This window comes from Maribacter sp. Hel_I_7 (genome assembly GCF_000688315.1).
Lineage (GTDB): Bacteria > Bacteroidota > Bacteroidia > Flavobacteriales > Flavobacteriaceae > Maribacter > Maribacter stanieri.
Map to the genome: position 1 here is coordinate 1683796 of NZ_JHZW01000003.1, position 18725 is coordinate 1702520.

20 protein-coding genes are annotated in these 18725 nt (G+C 33.6%); 2 read left to right on the top strand and 18 right to left on the bottom strand.

The window, feature by feature from the left end:
* Window positions 1-62 precede the first annotated feature (62 nt).
* On the top strand, window positions 63-1925 hold the full coding sequence (locus P178_RS0118995) for a DNA polymerase III subunit gamma/tau (protein ID WP_027067718.1): 1863 nt from the start codon (window positions 63-65) through the stop codon (window positions 1923-1925).
* On the opposite strand, the gene P178_RS0119000 is transcribed toward P178_RS0118995, so the two are convergent.
* Genes P178_RS0119000 through P178_RS0119030 form a run of 7 tightly spaced genes read right to left on the bottom strand, consistent with a single transcriptional unit; the run spans window position 1914 to window position 8676 of the window.
* Window positions 1914-2267: a transmembrane 220 family protein gene (locus P178_RS0119000; protein WP_027067719.1), complete on the bottom strand. Its 354-nt coding sequence runs from the start codon at window positions 2265-2267 to the stop codon at window positions 1914-1916. The genes P178_RS0118995 and P178_RS0119000 overlap by 12 nt on opposite strands.
* A 6-nt stretch (window positions 2268-2273) precedes the next feature.
* Window positions 2274-3647 carry an alkaline phosphatase family protein gene (locus tag P178_RS0119005; RefSeq protein ID WP_027067720.1) on the bottom strand — a complete coding sequence of 458 codons (1374 nt, stop codon included), beginning with the start codon at window positions 3645-3647 and terminating at the stop codon, window positions 2274-2276.
* A 1-nt stretch (window position 3648) separates the two neighbouring features.
* The gene (eboE, locus tag P178_RS0119010) at window positions 3649-4842 is read right to left on the bottom strand and encodes a metabolite traffic protein EboE (protein WP_027067721.1); all 1194 of its coding nucleotides are present in this window, start codon (window positions 4840-4842) and stop codon (window positions 3649-3651) included.
* 4 nt (window positions 4843-4846) lie between these two features.
* Window positions 4847-6007 (bottom strand): 3-dehydroquinate synthase, encoded by a 1161-nt coding sequence (locus tag P178_RS0119015; RefSeq protein WP_027067722.1) that lies wholly within the window; start codon window positions 6005-6007, stop codon window positions 4847-4849.
* Window positions 6008-6013: 6 nt separating this feature from the next.
* A complete protein-coding gene (gene eboC, locus P178_RS0119020; protein WP_027067723.1) occupies window positions 6014-6913 on the bottom strand; it encodes a UbiA-like protein EboC in 900 nt (299 codons plus the stop codon).
* A gap of 1 nt (window position 6914) precedes the next feature.
* A complete protein-coding gene (locus P178_RS0119025) occupies window positions 6915-7823 on the bottom strand; it encodes a TatD family hydrolase (RefSeq protein WP_027067724.1) in 909 nt (302 codons plus the stop codon).
* 4 nt (window positions 7824-7827) lie between these two features.
* Window positions 7828-8676: an EboA domain-containing protein gene (locus P178_RS0119030; protein ID WP_051638367.1), complete on the bottom strand. Its 849-nt coding sequence runs from the start codon at window positions 8674-8676 to the stop codon at window positions 7828-7830.
* Window positions 8677-8796: 120 nt separating this feature from the next.
* Here P178_RS0119030 and P178_RS0119035 point away from each other — a divergent pair, with 120 nt between their 5' ends.
* Window positions 8797-9378 carry a tRNA-(ms[2]io[6]A)-hydroxylase gene (locus tag P178_RS0119035; protein ID WP_027067726.1) on the top strand — a complete coding sequence of 194 codons (582 nt, stop codon included), beginning with the start codon at window positions 8797-8799 and terminating at the stop codon, window positions 9376-9378.
* A gap of 1 nt (window position 9379) precedes the next feature.
* Here the strand turns inward: P178_RS0119035 and ppk1 are convergent, their stop codons facing one another.
* The 11 genes from ppk1 to P178_RS0119090 all read right to left on the bottom strand — a co-directional run bounded on the left by ppk1 (window position 9380) and on the right by P178_RS0119090 (window position 18705).
* Complete coding sequence (gene ppk1, locus P178_RS0119040) at window positions 9380-11452, bottom strand: polyphosphate kinase 1 (RefSeq protein ID WP_027067727.1); 2073 nt, start codon at window positions 11450-11452, stop codon at window positions 9380-9382.
* Window positions 11449-11937: a SixA phosphatase family protein gene (locus tag P178_RS0119045; protein WP_027067728.1), complete on the bottom strand. Its 489-nt coding sequence runs from the start codon at window positions 11935-11937 to the stop codon at window positions 11449-11451. The genes ppk1 and P178_RS0119045 overlap by 4 nt, the downstream gene beginning before the upstream one ends.
* A 9-nt stretch (window positions 11938-11946) precedes the next feature.
* Window positions 11947-12594, bottom strand: a complete 648-nt coding sequence (gene pdxH, locus P178_RS0119050; RefSeq protein ID WP_027067729.1) for a pyridoxamine 5'-phosphate oxidase — start codon at window positions 12592-12594, stop codon at window positions 11947-11949.
* A gap of 78 nt (window positions 12595-12672) precedes the next feature.
* Window positions 12673-13578, bottom strand: coding sequence for a ribonuclease Z (locus P178_RS0119055; protein WP_027067730.1), 906 nt, complete (start codon window positions 13576-13578; stop codon window positions 12673-12675).
* A 35-nt stretch (window positions 13579-13613) separates the two neighbouring features.
* Window positions 13614-13946 (bottom strand): hypothetical protein, encoded by a 333-nt coding sequence (locus P178_RS0119060; protein WP_027067731.1) that lies wholly within the window; start codon window positions 13944-13946, stop codon window positions 13614-13616.
* 1 nt (window position 13947) lies between these two features.
* On the bottom strand, window positions 13948-14874 hold the full coding sequence (locus P178_RS0119065; RefSeq protein ID WP_027067732.1) for an aspartate carbamoyltransferase catalytic subunit: 927 nt from the start codon (window positions 14872-14874) through the stop codon (window positions 13948-13950).
* Window positions 14875-14878: 4 nt separating this feature from the next.
* Window positions 14879-15418, bottom strand: coding sequence for a bifunctional pyr operon transcriptional regulator/uracil phosphoribosyltransferase PyrR (gene pyrR, locus P178_RS0119070; RefSeq protein WP_027067733.1), 540 nt, complete (start codon window positions 15416-15418; stop codon window positions 14879-14881).
* A 111-nt stretch (window positions 15419-15529) separates the two neighbouring features.
* Entirely contained in the window at window positions 15530-16258 is a 729-nt protein-coding gene (locus P178_RS0119075; RefSeq protein ID WP_027067734.1) for a LytR/AlgR family response regulator transcription factor, read from the bottom strand.
* Window positions 16255-17289 carry a sensor histidine kinase gene (locus P178_RS0119080; RefSeq protein ID WP_027067735.1) on the bottom strand — a complete coding sequence of 345 codons (1035 nt, stop codon included), beginning with the start codon at window positions 17287-17289 and terminating at the stop codon, window positions 16255-16257. The genes P178_RS0119075 and P178_RS0119080 overlap by 4 nt, the downstream gene beginning before the upstream one ends.
* Before the next feature lie 7 nt (window positions 17290-17296).
* On the bottom strand, window positions 17297-17638 hold the full coding sequence (locus P178_RS22790; protein ID WP_051638368.1) for a DUF4907 domain-containing protein: 342 nt from the start codon (window positions 17636-17638) through the stop codon (window positions 17297-17299).
* Window positions 17639-17712: 74 nt separating this feature from the next.
* Window positions 17713-18705 (bottom strand): Kelch repeat-containing protein, encoded by a 993-nt coding sequence (locus P178_RS0119090; RefSeq protein WP_036147183.1) that lies wholly within the window; start codon window positions 18703-18705, stop codon window positions 17713-17715.
* Between the last annotated feature and the right edge of the window lie 20 nt (window positions 18706-18725).

The window sequence follows — 18725 nt, forward strand, 5'->3', positions numbered from 1 at the left end:
TAATTCTCGTTAGTATTCACTGCTATATTTATATTTGTACAAGTTTAATCAGAGACAGAATTTTGGAACCATTTATCGTATCGGCCAGAAAGTATAGACCTCAAACATTTAAAGATGTTGTAGGTCAACAATCTATTACCAATACGTTACAAAATGCAATAGACCAAAATCACCTAGCCCAAGCACTATTATTTTGTGGACCTAGAGGTGTTGGTAAAACTACTTGTGCTCGTATTTTGGCAAAACAGATAAATTCTGATGGCACGGAGCAAGAAAATGAAGATTTTGCTTTCAATATTTTTGAATTAGATGCCGCATCTAACAACTCTGTAGACGACATTCGAAATCTTATAGATCAAGTACGTATACCACCACAAGTTGGTAAATACAAGGTTTATATTATCGATGAGGTACATATGTTATCTCAATCTGCTTTTAATGCTTTTCTAAAAACCTTAGAAGAACCGCCAAAGCATGCTATTTTCATATTAGCAACTACAGAGAAACATAAGATTATACCTACCATTCTTTCTAGATGTCAAATATTTGATTTTAAAAGAATTACGGTCAAAGATGCTGCTGAGTATTTAAAATATATTGCTGAAAACCAAGGTATAAATGCCGAGGACGATGCTCTTCATATCATTGCCCAAAAGGCTGATGGTGCTATGCGTGATGCCTTATCTATATTTGATAGGGTCGTTAGTTTTTCAGGCGCTGAACTTACACGTAAAGCAGTCACAGAAAACTTGAATGTATTAGACTACGACACTTATTTTGAAGCAACAGATTTAATTTTGGAACATAACATTCCAAATCTTCTATTACTTTTCAATAAGACATTGTCACTTGGTTTTGATGGTCACCACTTTATATCTGGTCTAGCTTCGCATTTTAGAGATTTAATGGTATGCCAACATCCAGACACTATTACCTTACTTGAAGTTGGTGAAGCAGCGCAGCAATTATATAGAGACCAAAGTAAAAGAACATCTCCTTCATTTTTATTGCAAGGTTTAGATATCGCAAATGACTGTGATCTAAAATATAAAACAAGTAAGAACCAACGCTTGCTAGTTGAACTAACTCTTATGAAGCTTGCCTCTATCAATTTTGATGGAGAAAAAAAAAATCCTGAATCTGTAGCATTACAGAATAAGACTATTGATTTTATTGCTCCTTCTGCTTTTTACAAGCAACTACCTAAAGCACCTGCAAAAGTTTCTGAAAATAATACTACTGTTTCTAAAGAAGTAAGCAATCAAAAAATTCAAGCTAAAGCCACACATGAAAATGGTAGTCCTAAACAACCAGAAGCGCCAACCGATGTTAAAATAGCTGCAAAAACTGAGCAAGAGCAAGTTTCTTTAAAGACTAAAGAACCAGAGCAAGTAGCCAATCCAAATAATTCAAGCCCAGAAGTAAAGGAAATTGCAAAAAAACTGACTATTAATCGCCCTACAAAAAGGGTTTCTGGTTTGTCCATATCTAGTCTTAATGCAAAAAAACAACATGAGCTCAATAAAATTGAAGTTGTAATAGATGAGAACAACTTACCTAAAGACCCATTTACAGAAGAAGAATTGCGTAAGCACTGGGCAGATTTTATAGAAATCATAGATAAGAAAGGGCAAAAAATTCTAGCTTCTAACCTACATTCAGATATTCCTAAATTAAAAGAGAATTTCGCTATTCACTTAGAGCTTCCTAACGGAACTATGAAGAAAGAAATTGAGCGTGAGCAGTTTGAATTGATGGAGTATCTACGAACTAAGTTGAATAATCACTTTGTTCATTTAGAAATTACGGTAAATGAAACTACAGTAACAAAATTTGCATTTACTCCCGAAGAAAAGTATGAAAAATTAAGGAAGAAGAATCCAGTTATTGATTTATTAAGAACAGAATTCGACTTATACCTTTAGTTTTCTTTTTATTCTAAAGGCAAACACTAAAAGTGTTATGGAAATTATTAAGGATCCAAATGCCTCTCTACCTAACTCTACAGTTTCTATATCTCCATCGTTTAAATCAAAACCTTGAAAATCTGACGGATATAAATACACAAAATTTATAAAAGCTAACACTCCTAAAACTAACGGTACTAAAAATCCTATTTTATTCAAAGCGAATAAAAGAGATACTAATGCAGCAATTCCGTATATAATTATCCAATGTAGAGAATCGGGATCATTGTATTGTAATACAGCACTAATTGTAAATAAAACCGCAAAAAGATAACCTAAAACCTTAAATAATTTATTCATTTGAAATTAGTTTAATAAGTGATCTTCAATAAGATCACGCACTTGTATTGCCGTAATTTTCTGATGATTATCACCCGTTACATGATTACTAATGAAAATGGGGAAATCCTCAATATCTTCAGTTAATCTCCCATGAGAACCTTTTATTAAAGTTGCATCAATAGGAATTATATCCATCACAGTTCTAAAGCCCATTTTCTTTTTAAGAAGTTTACCCACCACTTTCGCCATCACCAATTTATCTTTTGGATCTGTCATCATTTCAACAGGATCATATCCAGGCTTTTTATGAATGTCTACCATTCGTGCATAGTCGGGAGCTTTTGAATCATCTAACCAAAAGTAGTATGTAAACCATGAATCTTTATCTGCAACTACCACAATATCTCCACAGCGTTCATGATTTATATGATAGTTTTTTAAATCATCACCATAAAGAACTTTTTCAACACCTTCAACTGATTTTATAATTTTCGCTACACGTGCAATGTCTTTTGAATCTTTGCAATATACATGTGCTATTTGATGGTCTGCAACTGCAAAAGCATCACTCTCACCAGCATCCAAGAGCTCTAAGCCTCTTTCTTCACGCACGGCAATCATACCTTCTCTTCTTAATACTCTATTAAGATGAACAGGTCTGTTTACATTTGTAATTCCGTATTCCGAAAGCAAAATTACCCTAGCATTCAATGCTTCATAATGCTTTACTAATTGCTCAACAACAGTATCTATTTCTTGAAGGTCTTTTGAAATGATTTCAAAATCAAGACCATATCGCTGCAAATTATAATCTAAGTGAGGAAGGTAAATCAATGTCAAATCTGGATTATGCTTTTTGTCTGTCAACAAAGCGGCATCGGCTATCCATTTAGAGGAATTGATAGTTGTTTTAGGTCCCCAAAATTCGAACAAAGGAAACGTACCCAAGGCTTTTTGCATATCATCTCGTAATTGTGGAGGATATGAATAAACATCAGGAATTTTTCTTCCGTCTGCCAAATAATTTGGTCTTGGGGTAATGCTAAAATCTACATTAGAATACATATTGTACCACCAAAAATGATTTGCACAAGTAAAATCAGGATACTTTTCCTTTAGATCATCCCAAAGTTTAGGTTGCTGTACCAATTTATTGGACTGTCGCCAAAACTTAACTTCACATTCATCTTTAAAATACCAGCCATTTCCCACAATACCATGTTCCGCTGGCCATTTACCTGTAACATATGTAGATTGCACTGCGCAGGTAACCCCTGGCAATACAGGCTCAATATAAGCAGCTTCACCTTTTTCTAAAAACGATTTTATAAACGGAGTATGCTCACCTATCAACCGTTTCGTTAACCCAACTACATTTATGACTACCGTTTTTTTCATGCTACATGTGTGATTTAAACCACTCTATTTCTCTTATTATGGATACTGTTAAATCTTGTTTCAAATCTGTAGGCAAAACATCCCACGTATAAGTTTCGATTTCTAAATGTTCAGATACCGAATTAGATTTAATGAAATCTATCGTCTTTAAAATATGATCTTGTGTTGAAAACAACTCTCCATATTTTTCCAAGAAAATGGGAACATGATAATGCGCTCGAAGTTCTTTATGATTTCTTTCTCCATCTAAAACTAATGGCAAATCACTGTATGTTTTTACTTTACCATCTATTTTCTCAGTGACTTGGTGTAAATAAGTAGGCTCATTAAATTGAGATAATTCTTTCCAAATACGCTCATTGTCCTTCCCATTAAATAGAATTTTAAGAGCTGCACTTACTTGAATTTTACCAACTCTTATATTTTCTTTTTTAAACTTCGCAAACGTATCTTCCGGCTCTTCATATGCTAAAGAAAAATGGCAAATGTCATAACAAACGGTCAGATACTTTTTAATTACCGCTTCAGCTTCTTCTTGCCCTAAACCCAGTTCTTTCTTAAAATACTCAACCCCTAAAGGCAGTAAATAGTTTGTATAAAAAGATACTAATTCATCACTATTTTCTAGCAAACCATCTGGCTCAGGTTCTATATCTAGATGTAAATATTTTCCGGTACTTTTCTCTAATTCAAGTAATTGTTTAGCAACTTCTAACATATTCTTAGCACCAGTCTCAAATGCATTTTGAGTATCTTTTTCCGTCTCATGCCAATATTTATAGGTAATTGGTGAGGTTGAAATTCCACCATTCAATCCATCAGGCAATAATTCTGATAATTGACGAAACAATCGTTTTGTATATGTCAGACGTTTATCTGTTGTCCAATCAGGAGCATGTACCATGTCTTTTACACGTTCATCATGAAAATTACCATAAGGAAATCCGTTCATGGTAAAAACGTATACATTATTTTCTGATAGCCACTTTTTGAAATTGAACAAGTTATCCCCAATTTCTAGTTCTTCACTAGCCTTATTGGATAAACGTAGCCCTAGACCAAATGGTTGATCTTTTGAAACCTTATGCTTTATAGCGGGTACATGTTTTTTTATACTATCAAAAGTACTTTTCCAATCTTGACCAGGATGAATATTGGTACAATAAGTTAAGTGAAGATTCTCCTTTATTTGCATTGTTTTAATTTAATGCGAATTGATGATTCAATTTTAAAACAGCCTTAGCCATCAGCTCCATATCAATAGTATGAACATCGTGCTTAACACCTAAATCAGAAATTAAGGTAATTGTCAATTGACCACCTAAATGCTCTCTAAACTCCTCTATACCATCTAACAAGGATTGAATCTCGTTAGAACTTTCAACAGGGAGTGTGAGATCAAAACCTATAGAAATCATTACATCTAAAATATGTTGTAAATCTGCCTCTGAAATTAAACCTGTTAATTGGGCATAGGTTACATCTAGGGCAATTCCTTTTGCTACCGCTTCACCATGTCGTAATTCATAATTAGTCATGAATTCCATTTTGTGGGCAGCCCAATGTCCAAAATCTAAAGGTCTAGATGAACCAGATTCAAAAGGGTCACCACCTTGGGCAATATGCTGCATATGCATTTCTGCACATTTATAAATTACATATTGCATTGGCTCCATTTCCCTATGCTTTAGCTTTGTAGCATTGTCAGAAATATACTCAAAGAACGATTTATCTTTTATCAACGCAACCTTTATTGCTTCAGAAATACCTGAAATCCAATCACGTTGCTCTAAAGTTTCTAAAAAATTGCTATCATTTATAATCGCGTATGGCGGTGCAAATGTTCCTAAGAAATTTTTCTTTTTAAAAGCATTTACGCTATTCTTTACCCCAACCGCAGAATCATTCTGGGATAGCACTGTTGTAGGTATTCTAATCAATTTAACGCCTCTATGTGCAATTGCAGCAGCATAACCAACCATATCAATCACTGCACCACCTCCTATTACTACAACAAATGAATGACGACAGATTTTGTTATCATTTACTCCCTTTAAAACGGATTCAACAGCTTCATCACTATTCTTAACTTGCTCTCCACCAGGTAACACCAAAGTATTTGTATACTTTATAGTCTGTTGATGTTTTTTACAATATGCCGAAATTTGATTTATTAAAGCTGGGTGATGATTTTTTACCCCATCATCTATAACGAAAAGTAATTTTACGGGTTCAAAATCTTTGTAATCCGCTATTAATTTTTCAAATAAAGGATTCTCCAAAGAAAATAATCCAGAAGTAAAATACAATTGATAATCATATTGAACTTTAAAAGACTGTTTTATAGGTTGTAATTGCATATGAATTTATGTTACTGCAAATAATTTAGACAAAAGCATTGATAATGGTAAAAGCAACAAAACTGCCAATGCTAAGTACCAATCTGAAAAACCAGCTACCCAGCATGCGTTCATGACAACAAGTGACAAAACACCAGACATAACTGCTTTTTTGATATTGCTTGGTGAATTTTCTTTAAAAGCCTTTACTAATGGCTTGAAAATTAAAAATCCGAACAATATTAGAAACGGTAATAACACTATTAGATTGTCTTTCTGTTGCATTACAACTAACGCAATAGACAGTATAACTATTGCATACAAAATACCTGCGCAAACAATGTGTTTTTTATTGTTTCCATGAACTTCTCCTCTGCTTATTAAAGTAATAGCAAAAATATATACTACCGGAACAATTGAAATGTACCAATGAGAGAGCATTCCTAAAATAGACATACCCATTAGCAAATTCAATCCACGACAGATTCCCATATTTAAAGGACCTGAAAATGAAAATTGTTTAAAGTATGCATCGTAAGTTAATATCGCAATGGTCAAAGCAATTGATATTAGTCCCGACAACAGACTACATTTAAAAGCCAATGTAATACCTATTAGCATTAAAATAATTCCAAAATAAACCGCTTCCCTCTTAGGAACAAGTCCGCTAGGTATTGCCCTTTCCGGTCTTTCAACAGCATCTAACTCTGCATCGAAAACATCATTGAATACAACACCACCAGCATAGAGTGCTATAGAAGAGAACACCAATGACAAAATATCAGCACTCTGATCTCCAAGAAATTTAAGTACTTCAATATTTTTAAGATATAAAGCTATAGCAACACCTGCCAAAATATCTGCCGCTGCAGTTGGCAAATTTGCGGGTCTTGCCAAACGAGCAAAACCCATTAATTTCTCCTTCATTCTAAGTAATTTGGTCTTCGTCTATTCGTGGTTTCTGACCTCTTAAAACACTATTATCATTAAATAATTGCGATTGATTAATGCTATCTGGTTGTAGCCAATGTGCCTCTTTCATTTTTCCATTCTTACTAAAAGCATCTAAGGCATTTTGATAACAAGTCTTTCTTACATCTTCCATTGAAATACCTCTTTTCAACATCAAAGAAGCTGTTTTTGGCACAGCCAAAGGATCACTAACGCCCCAATCTGCTGAACTATCTACAATTATATTAGAGCTTCCATATTTTTTAACAACCTCAACCATACGTTCATTTCCCATTTTAGTTTTAGGGTAAATTGTAAATGCAGCTATAAATCCACGATCTAAAACTTCTTTAACCGTTTCTTCGTTATTATGATCTATAATTACATTTGCAGGGTCTAAACCATGTTCTAAGCAAACTTCCATGCTTTTGATAGTTCCGGCTTTTTTATCTCGGTGCGGAGTATGAACTTGTACGGTCATATCCAATTCTTTCGCCATATCCAACTGCATTCTAAAAAACTTATCTTCTGCAGGCGTTTGGTCGTCATATCCTATCTCCCCTATAGCTACAACATTTTCTTTATGTAAGTATAGCGGCAACAGCTCAATTACTTGCTCTGCCAATGCTTCATTATTGGCTTCTTTAGAATTTAAACCTATTGTACAATAGTGCTTTATACCAAATTGACTAGCTCTAAAAGGTTCCCAACCTACTAGACTACTAAAGTAATCTTGAAAAGAACCTACTTGGGTTCTAGGCTGACCTAACCAAAAAGAAGGTTCTATTATTGCTACTACCCCCGCCGCTGCCATTGCTTCATAATCATCCGTGGTTCTTGACGTCATGTGTACATGCGGGTCAATAATCATCATTTTATCTTCCATTCTATTATTGTTTAATCGTATTCCAATTAATTTGCCCGTCTGCCACTTTATGTTTCAACTCCGGCTTATTATTTAAAAGTGCTATTGCTTTATCATTTTCTGAATAATAACAACATAACGCACCTGATTTATTCTCAATCACATCTTCACTTTCAAGAAGCGTATTCATGTCATTTAAAAGTTCTTCATTCAAAAATTTTGAAACAGGTCGCCAAAACATCGGATCTATTTTTCTAGAGGCCGCCCATTTTTCATGAGCATAATCTGATATAATTCTAGTAAGATCTTCATTTGCCCTTTCATCAACAGACTCTATTTGCGAAAGATCGCGCTCCATAAATGCAGCCTTTAAATACATTTGATTCCACTGTTGATCATTAAAGTATTTTGCCGGATATGTATTATTCAACGAAATTGCATCAAAAATTATTGCAATATTGGTACGTAATGCCTCTACTGCAGTTTGCTTATAGGCTTCAGGGTTTGGTAATAAAACCAAATATTTCAAAAATGTTTCCAATTCACCAGTATCAGCTACCTGAATAATATTAGCCACCTTAGGTGTATAAAATTCTATGTCTTGGCTTAGAACTTCTGACAATAGAAATATACGTGCCACCTGTAGAATATTTGCTTTATGTGCATTAAAATAGCGTGAGCTATCATTATCTAAATCTTCGAACGATATAGGCTTTAATGCACTAAATTTCACATTCAAAAGACTATAGGTCATAAATAAATCTTTTGACGATTTATTCCCTGCCATCTTTTCAATTTTATCTTTCAACCAAGCAACACTTTCTGGCTTTCCGTATTTGATTACTATATTCTGGATATCTTCTCGATTGTGCATTTTATAATAAAGATTGACTTTACTTCAAAAATAATTATTATTCATCAGTAAGTTGTGCAGGTTCTTAATTATAATTGGTGAGGTCTTCAAAATCTTTCTAATTTTGAAAAAAAGTAAACTATGCTAGGCTTAAAATTACCAACTGATCCAAGATGGGTAAATATTGTTGAGAAAAATATTGATGAAATACTTACAGACCATGCTTATTGTGAACAAAAAGCTGCTAGTACAGCTATCTCTTTGATTGTATCTTTTCCTGAATATACTGAACTTGTTGAGGAAATGGTAGCTTTATCAAGAGAGGAAATGGGGCACTTTAAAATGGTACATGACCTTATTCTAAAACGCGGAAATACATTAGGAAGAGACCGTAAGGATGATTACGTTATTGAACTAATTAAATTTTTTCCTAAAGGTGGTAGCAGAACTACACAATTGGTTCATAGATTATTATATGCCGGTTTAATTGAGGCACGCAGCTGTGAACGTTTTAGATTACTTTCTGAAGAATTGGAAGACAAAAAATTAGCCGACTTCTATCATAAATTAATGATAAGTGAAGCCGGCCATTATACTATGTTCTTAAAATTTGCCCGTAAATATGGGGAATTAGAAGAGGTTAATAAGAAATGGAACAGTCTTTTGGAATATGAAGCCCAAATCATGAAAAATTTAGGTACAAAAGAATCTATTCACGGTTAACCTATTCATTGGATTCTAAACTTTTTAAGTAATAATTATAGGTCTCAAATTGTGATCGTATTTTAGGTATCGATGTTTTACGGTATGCATTGTCTTGCGCCATATTAAAAACACGAGCCTTTGTATTATCCCTCCAACAGATATCATAAGTTTCCATTAATTCCTTTTTAATATCCTCATCATAAATTGGACAACCTACTTCTACCCTATAATCTAGATTTCTTGTCATCCAATCTGCAGATGATATATATATTTTTGGATCACCACCATTTGCAAAAGCAAACAACCTTGTATGTTCTAAAAATTTGTCAACAACACTAATCGCTTCTATGTTTTCACTCATGCCCTCAACACCTGGTATTAAGCAACATATACCTCTTATGATCAACTGGATCTTTACCCCCGCCCTACTAGCTTCATACAACTTATCTACCATCTTGTAAGAGGTGAAACTGTTCATTTTTATTTTAATGTAAGCTTCTTTGCCCTGCTTAGCATTAGCGATTTCATTATCTATTAATTTTATAAATGCATTTTTAGTGTAATGCGGAGAAACTATAAGATGCTTGTATTTATTGATTTTGTACGTTGTTTCAAAGAAATCAAATACTTTGTTCAATTCCTTTAAAATTGGATCATACGCTGTAAACAAGGTATAATCCGTATAAATTCTTGCTGTAGATTCATTAAAATTACCAGTACTTACAAAACCATATCGCTTTAATGAGTCGCCTTCTTCACGCTCAATTAAACATATCTTACTATGCACTTTTAAACCCGGTACACCAAAAATCAACTTTACCCCTTCAGCTTGAAGTTGTTCGGCATATTCAATGTTTGCTTGCTCATCAAAACGAGCTTGTAACTCAATTTGTACCGTAACCTGCTTACCATTTTTAACTGCATTAATCAATGATGCCGCTATTTGAGAATTACTTGCCAGTCTATAAACCGTAATTTTAATTGTACGCACCTTAGGATCAAGTGCCGCTTCTCGTAAAAATTTTAAAATATAGGTAAAGGTGTGGTATGGAGTGTATTGCAGATAATCTTTTTTTGCAATGCTTTCTAAAATACTTCCTTCGACACTTAAACCTTTTACAGGTAACGCTGTTATTTTATCATACAATAAGTCTTTTCTTCCTAAACTAGGAAACCCCATATAATCTCTACGGTTATGATATCTACCACCTGGTATTACACTATCCGTATCTTCAATATTCATTTTTTCCTTTAGAAAAGTCAATGTATCTCTACTGATACTTTTATCATATACAAAACGTACCGGATCACCCGTTTTTCTATGCTCTACACTAGAAGATATTTTCTCAATAAAACTCTTACTTAGATCATTATCAATATCAAGTTCTGCATCTCTAGTAATCTTAATCATGTGAGCAGATATCGAATCGTATTCGAACATGGTAAAAATATTGTCCAAGCAATATCTAATTAAGTCATCTAAGATGATGATAAAGCTCTTATCACCTTCGTCTGGTAATACAACAAAACGGTCTATTCCCTTAGGAATTTCAATTAAAGCATATCGTTTCTCCTTTTCACTTTCTTCACTTTTAATAACCATTTTAACTGCTAAATATGCGGCAGTATCTTTTAAGGTCGGAAAACGGGTAAGATCATTTAATATAATGGTCATCAACTGTGGACTAACCTCTTTTAAGAAATATGCCTTCACAAATTCCTTTTGGTTTTCGTTCAGTTCTGTTTCCTTGATGATAAAAATGTTCTTACCCTCAAGTTCATGCTCTATTCTTCTAAGTATGGTTAAACTCTTGGTTTGCTGCTCAATGACAATATTCGTAATCTCCTCTAAAAGATCTTTAGCCTTCTCACCACCCAAAACGCTCTTTCCTGTTTTACCAGCCTCTACAATACGCTTTACAGTTGCATAACGCACTTTAAAAAATTCATCTAGGTTGTTAGAGAAAATACCTAAAAAACGAAGTCTTTCAATTAAAGGCACGTTCTTATCTGCGCTTTCTTGTAAAACACGCTCATTAAACCATAACCAACTTATTTCTCTATTTACGTATTGATTGTTATTTTTTATCATGCTTTTAGTTGCTTCGGAAAAATGGTTTGTATTGTTGAGCCTTTTGAAATGGAAGCCCAAGAATCTTCGTTAAATTTTATATGCACCAACCCACTTGTAGGTACATTATCTATATGCTTGTTACCTAATGAATTAGCTAAATAGGTAAAGGTATGATTGTGACCGAATAAAAGTACATTCTCTAATTTATTATCTAAACCCTGAATAAATTCAAGCACTTTTTCTCCAGAAAAATCATATAAATCTTCTACTATACTACAATTTTCTAAAGGATAATTTAATGCTCTTAAACATATCATACAAGTGTGAAAAGCCCTATTTGCCGGACTCGTGAAAACACGATCTATTTTTAAGTTTTTACTTTTAAGCTCATTACCCACTAATTGGGCATCAATGATACCTCTTTGTAATAATGCCCTATCTTGATCACTTACATTAAGTTCCCATGAAGATTTACCATGGCGCATTAAAAATAGATTCTTCATATTGTATATTTAAGGAGCCAAACGATCCATTTTCCAGTCAAAATCTTCGGTTAATGTATAACGAATACGGTCATGCAACCTATTTGGTCTTCCCTGCCAAAACTCCATTGAAACCGGTCTTACCAAATAACCACCCCAATGTTCTGGTCTTTCAATTTCTTTTCCGTTATACTCTTTTTCTAATTGTGAAAGTTTGTCTTCTAAAACGCCTCTTGATTCTATGACCGTACTTTGGTCAGAAACTAATGCACCTAACTTACTTCCGTCTGGTCTAGATTCAAAATAACCATCAGACAGATTTTTTGCTAACTTTTCAGCAGTACCTTTTATTATAATTTGGCGTTCTAAACTCGGCCAAAAAAATGAGAGACAAATTTTAGGGTATTCACTTAACGCCCTTCCTTTTTCACTGTTGTAATTAGTGTAAAATATAAAACCTTCATGGGTATACTTTTTAAGAAGAACTACTCTACTTTTTGGAAAACCATCTAAACCTACAGTTGAAACCGTCATGGCGTTAGGTTCATCTACTCCATCTGATTTTTCGACCTCGTAAAACCAAGTCTGGAATAGCTGAATAGGATTGTCAGATATACTGTCTTCCATCAACGCACTTTTCTCGTATGATTTTCTGTAATCACCTAAATCTTTCTGCATCATTTTCGTGTTAAAAACAAGATAAACAAAGTTCTAAAAAGAAAGGAAAATAAATGGTATAAAAATGGATTAAAACATCTAAAAATCGAAAGTCTTTCCGTCATCGGCAAGCAGAACATTTGGAAAAACAGTAGACGCTTCTTCTTTAAAAAGTTCTATAGATTTATAACGCGTAGAATAATGACCTAACACTAAGGTTTTTACGTTAGCATCTTTAGCTACTTTTGCAGCTTGTTTAGCTGTGGCATGCTTTGTTTTAGTCGCTAAATCTACCTCTGACTCTAAAAAGGTGGACTCATGATACAAAATATCAACATCCTTAATTTTAGCTGCTAAACTTTCATCATAAATAGTATCACTACAAAAGGCATATGATTTTGGTGCTGGCGGATCAAAAGTCAATTCCTTATTATCAACTACCTTACCATTATCTAAAGTTATGTTCTTTCCATTCTTTATGTTATGATAATAAGCTTTGTCTATTCCGTACGCCTCTGCCGCATCAATATTCAACTTTCTTTTACCTATTTTTTCTCTAAACAAAAAACCGTTTGTATACACCCTATGATCTAATGGAATAGTAGTTACAGATATCTTTTCGTCTTCGAAAATAAGCTCAGATTCTTTGCTGGACAATTCATGAAAAAGTAACGGATAATTAGTCCAAGAATCTCCTAATTTTAGAAGAAATGTAATTGCCTCTTTTATTCCCTTAGGCCCATAAACATGAAGTTCCTTTTCCCTACCCAACAACCGCATGGTGGAAATAAAACCTGGAAGACCAAAAAAATGATCTCCATGAAGATGAGAAATAAAAATGTGGTTAATTCTAGAGAACTTAATTTTATGCCGTCTTAATTCTACTTGCGTACCTTCTCCACAATCAATTAATACAATGTGGTTATTAATTTCAAGAACTTGAGATGTAGGATTCGTAAGTGTTCTTGGTGTTGCAGCATAGCAACCCAATACAGTAAGGCGCATATTATCTAAGTTCTAAATTATTTAAGTCTATACAATTACAGACCTAAATCACGTTCTATTTCTTCCATTTCAATTAAATCCCTAGCTTCTTGAAGTGTAGGCACTAAATTGATTTCTTCTGGCACATCATCGTAAGATACCTTATCGGACACCAAAACAAATGACTGTTCATTCTTTTTATGTTTTCTAGATATTTCTAAAAATGAAATAACATTGTATGGAGTTAATTTAGAGAAACCCAACAAATCTAACACCAAGTTATCGTTCTTCAACTTAGCGTATTCGTTTTCCAAATTCAGCAAAAAACGTTCAATTGAAATTTCTTCATGAGAAACTATAATCAACGACCCTTCTTTAGTAAAAATCATATCATTTAATTTTAGATGCTAACAAATAAATAACCGCCATACGTATCGCGACACCGTTTTCAACTTGATTCAAAATTATAGATTGTTTCGAATCTGCAACATCACTCGTAATTTCAACGCCCCTGTTTATAGGACCTGGGTGCATGATTACAATTTCTTTATCCAAGCTATCCAATAGCTTTTTATTTACTCCAAATTGTTGGGTATATTCTCTGGTAGTTGGAAAATAACTAATATCCAATCTTTCGTTTTGTATACGTAACATATTAGCCACATCGCACCATTCTAAGGCTTTTCTAAGATCAGTCTCCACGCCTACGCCTAAAGAATCTATATATTTAGGCAATAATGTTTTAGGACCGCATACTTTAACATTTGCTCCTTGTAATTTTAAGGCGAAAATATTTGACAGCGCTACTCTTGAGTGAAGAATATCTCCCACAATTACCACGTTTTTACCAGCAACATCTCCTAGTTTCTCTCGAATGGAATATGAATCTAATAACGCCTGTGTTGGATGCTCATGAGCTCCATCACCTGCATTTACAATAGACGCGTTTACATGTTTAGATAGAAATATACCTGCTCCAGGATTTGGATGCCGCATAACAACCATATCTACTTTCATAGACAAAATGTTATTTACGGTATCTATCAATGTTTCACCTTTCTTTACAGAAGATTGACTGGCGGAAAAATTAAGTACATCTGCAGAGAGTCGTTTTTCAGCTAGCTCAAACGATAATTTAGTTCTTGTACTGTTTTCAAAAAATATATTGGCAATTGTAATATCTCGTAGCGAAGGAACTTTTTTAATCGAACGATTGATCACTTCCTTAAAATGATCGGCAGTTTCAAAAATAAGCTGAATATCGGTTTCCTTTAGATACTTAATTCCCAATAAGTGTTTCACACTCAGTTCGCTCATTTTCTTATCTATTTACTAAATATATAATATCTTCTCCATCATTTTCTTTCCACATCACCTTTACCTTTTCATCATTTATAGCATCTACCTGGCGCCCTCTATAATTTGGTTGTATTGGTAAATGTCTACTAAATCTGCGGTCTATTAAGCATAATAACTCTACATCTTTAGGCCTACCAAAAGATTGTAAGGCTGTTAATGCAGCATTTATACTTCTACCGGTATATAGAACATCATCAATTAAGACCACATTCTTATCTTCTACTAAAAAATCAATTTTTGTTTTTGTAGCCTCTAAGGTTCTATCACCTCTTCTAAAATCGTCTCTATAAAAAGTAATATCCAAGAAACCAACATCTATATGCTTTACCTTATATTCTTCTTTAAGAATTTTGGTTAAGCGCTGTGCAAGAAATTTACCTCTTGGCTGTATACCTATTAAAACCGTATTATCAAAATTCAAATGGGTTTCAAGAAGCTGACAAGCCAAACGATGCAGGATGATATTTATTTCTTTGGAAGAGAGTAAAACTTTTTCGCTCATAATAGGCACCCGTGCTTTAGCTTAACAAAAATAGATAATTCTATCTAAACTATGACAGGTAAAATCAGGAAGTAAACCTGAAAAATATAATTCAAGTTTTTAAATGCGCTACTACAATCCTAAAATGGAGAAAAATGCCTCTTTATGACTTTCACCTATAGGTATGCGCATATCATTAATGACAATTCTATTACGTTGAACGGTCTTAATATAATTTACATTAACAACGTAAGACTTATGCACTCTAAGAAATTGGTTTGCAGGTAATTTGCTCATAATCTCCTTAAAGCTCATTAACGTTAAAATGGTTTTATTGGTATTGGCTATATGAATCTTTAAATAATCTTTTAACCCCTGTACATATTCAATCTGGTCAAGATCTATTTTAATACTTTCGTATTCAGCCTTAACAAAAATGAACTTTTTTTCTACTGAATTATCGCCGGTCGATGAGAATACGTTTGCTTCCATAATAGGTGTTTGTTTTTTAGAAATTAAATCTTGTACTCTAGACACCGATTTTATAAAACGATGGTACGGTATTGGTTTTACTAAATAATCTACAGCGTTTAACTCAAACCCATCTACAGCGTATTGAGAATATGCCGTTGTAAATATGAACAAAGGTTTGTTATCTAAAGTGCCCATAAAATCTATTCCGTTTATTTGAGGCATCTCTATATCACAGAATATTAAATCGATTTTCTTCTCTTTTATTTCTGTAATAGCATCTAACGGATTGGTATATGTGTTTACCAATTCTATAAAATCTAACTTTTCGCAGTATCCCGATAGTATTTCGATCGCTAATGGCTCATCATCTATAATAATACATTTCATAAGCTAGATTGTTTTTGATAAATAGTTAATGATACTTCGTAATCTTTTCCATCGTTATCAACTTCAAGATTATGCAACCCAGGGTAGATTAACTCTAACTGGTTTCTAATATTCTCCAAACCAATTCCAGAATTTTTTGTAGGTTCTCTAAAAATTCCAATTTTATTTTTTACGTTCAAAAAAACAGAAGTATCCGTAATGGTCAGGGTAATTTTCACATAGGTTTTCCCTTTATAGTCGGTACCATATTTAAATGCATTTTCTATAAAGGAAATAAACAATAGTGGTGGAACTGCCCTACCCCTATCTTCACCTGTTATTTTTAAGCAAACATTCTCACTATCAGATAAACGTAAACGCTGTAACTGAATGTAACTTTTAATATAGTCTATCTCTTTATTTAGAGGCACCAAATCTTTGTCTGCCTCGTAAATCATATACCTCATTAACTCAGACAAATCAACTATAGCTTCTGAAGTATCGGGTGATTTTTTTACCGAAAGTGCATAAATGGTATTAAGAGTATTAAATAAAAAATGAGGATTTAGTTGTGCTTTTAAAAATTGTAATTCAGATTTAATATTTTCCTTCTCAACCGATAATCGTAAATTCTCATTTCTTTTCCACTCTACATACATTTTTAAAATAGCACTAATGACATAAGGTATACCAAGACTTACAAATGACCTATAAATTGGTATATACCCAAAATCTCTCGGAGGTTTTCTACCTAAAAAAAAATTTTCTGGAAATTTTGGCTCATAGAAATGATTTAACGCTACTACTGATATTATCAATAAACCCAACGAAACCATTAAGTATATAAAAACACTCTTTCGCAATAAATATACGGGCACTAAATAGAAATAATTGAAATAAAAAAGAACAAGGATAACAAGTAACTTTGGAAAAACATCTGAAGGAATTGGTCTTTCATTATTTAAAATAGGATAAAAAGTTAGCCCGTATAACAAAATCCATATACTTATATGAACTACTATTTGAACTCTATTTTTAATAATTGATTTCATATAGAAATTAGTGACTTACTGCAGTAGAAATATTCAATTCTGCTAAATCTGACGGCAATAAAACTGGCGACTTTCCATCTTCCAATTTTGAGATTACTAAACCTGCCGTTTTAAGAGCTTCCTTTTTGGTAACAAACTTCTGTTTACCAGGAAAACCAGGGATAAACTTTTGTAAAATCACTATTTTCTCTCCTTTCATAATCTGATAACCATAACCATCATTTAAATCTACAATCTGACTATGAAATGTGTGATCATTATTAGTTAATGGCTGATTATAAATTGAGTACCCAAAGCCTAGTGCCAAAAATAACACAATAACAACCCAATATTTTGCAGTAGAAATCATAAATAAATGTTTAAAAATGGGCCAATCCACACAGATTGACCCAAAAAATTAACAATTGCACTCACTATGAAAAATTAATCTTCCTCTTCGTATTCATCAAGAGGAAAGAATTCATCTAAATCATCTAAGTATAAAGTACCTGTTCTACCCATACCTATAAACACACGACTACCATTAGAAAAAGCAATCGCATCTTGTCTTGTAGCCCCTTCAAACGAAGTTTTTTGATCCCATTCATCTGAAGAAGGGTCGTATTCCCATACAGTGTTAGTTGCACCGCCTAATTCACCACAGGCTATATAACCGTATCCGTTTACCGTAAATCCTACAGCGTTGCTTCTTTCTACAGCATACTGATCTTCCTCATCCAAGTCTAACTTCTTTGTCCAGCTTTCTGTTGTAGGGTCAAATACCCAAAAATCATCTAAGTAAACTCCGTTAGAAACACCGGTACCCAAATACACCAAACCATCTATTGTAAATGTGGTTGCCGATCTTCGTTTGTTTCCCCCAAAACCTACTAATTCTACCCATGTATCATTTGCAGGGTTATATTTCCAGAAATCTTTTCTATCATTCTCACCATCATAACCAGTTCCCACAAAGCCAAAACCATTTGCACCAAAACCAACCGCACTTCTTCTTGCTGTTGGTAAAGAAGCAATCTCGGTCCATGTGTTGGTTGCCGTATTATAACTATAGAAATCAGTTAATTCATCAACACCGTCATAACCAGAACCTATATAACCAGTACCATCTACTTCAAAACCTACCGCTGCGTTTCTGGCAACACCAGGAAAATCCGCTTTCTGTGACCAGTAGTCTCCCTCTATATCATAAGCCCAAAATGAAGCTAAATAATCATCCCCGTCATAACCTACTCCCATGTAACCAACATTGTCAATAGTAAATCCAGAAACACTACTTCTAGCACTGCCATCAAAAACAGACTTATCTACCCAGTTGCCTAAATCGTCATCGTCATCATCACTTGAACAACTTGTAATTACCATGGCCATTAATGCCATTCCAGTAATCTTGTACACATACGATTTTCTTTTATTCATTATTTTTTGTTTAAAGGTTC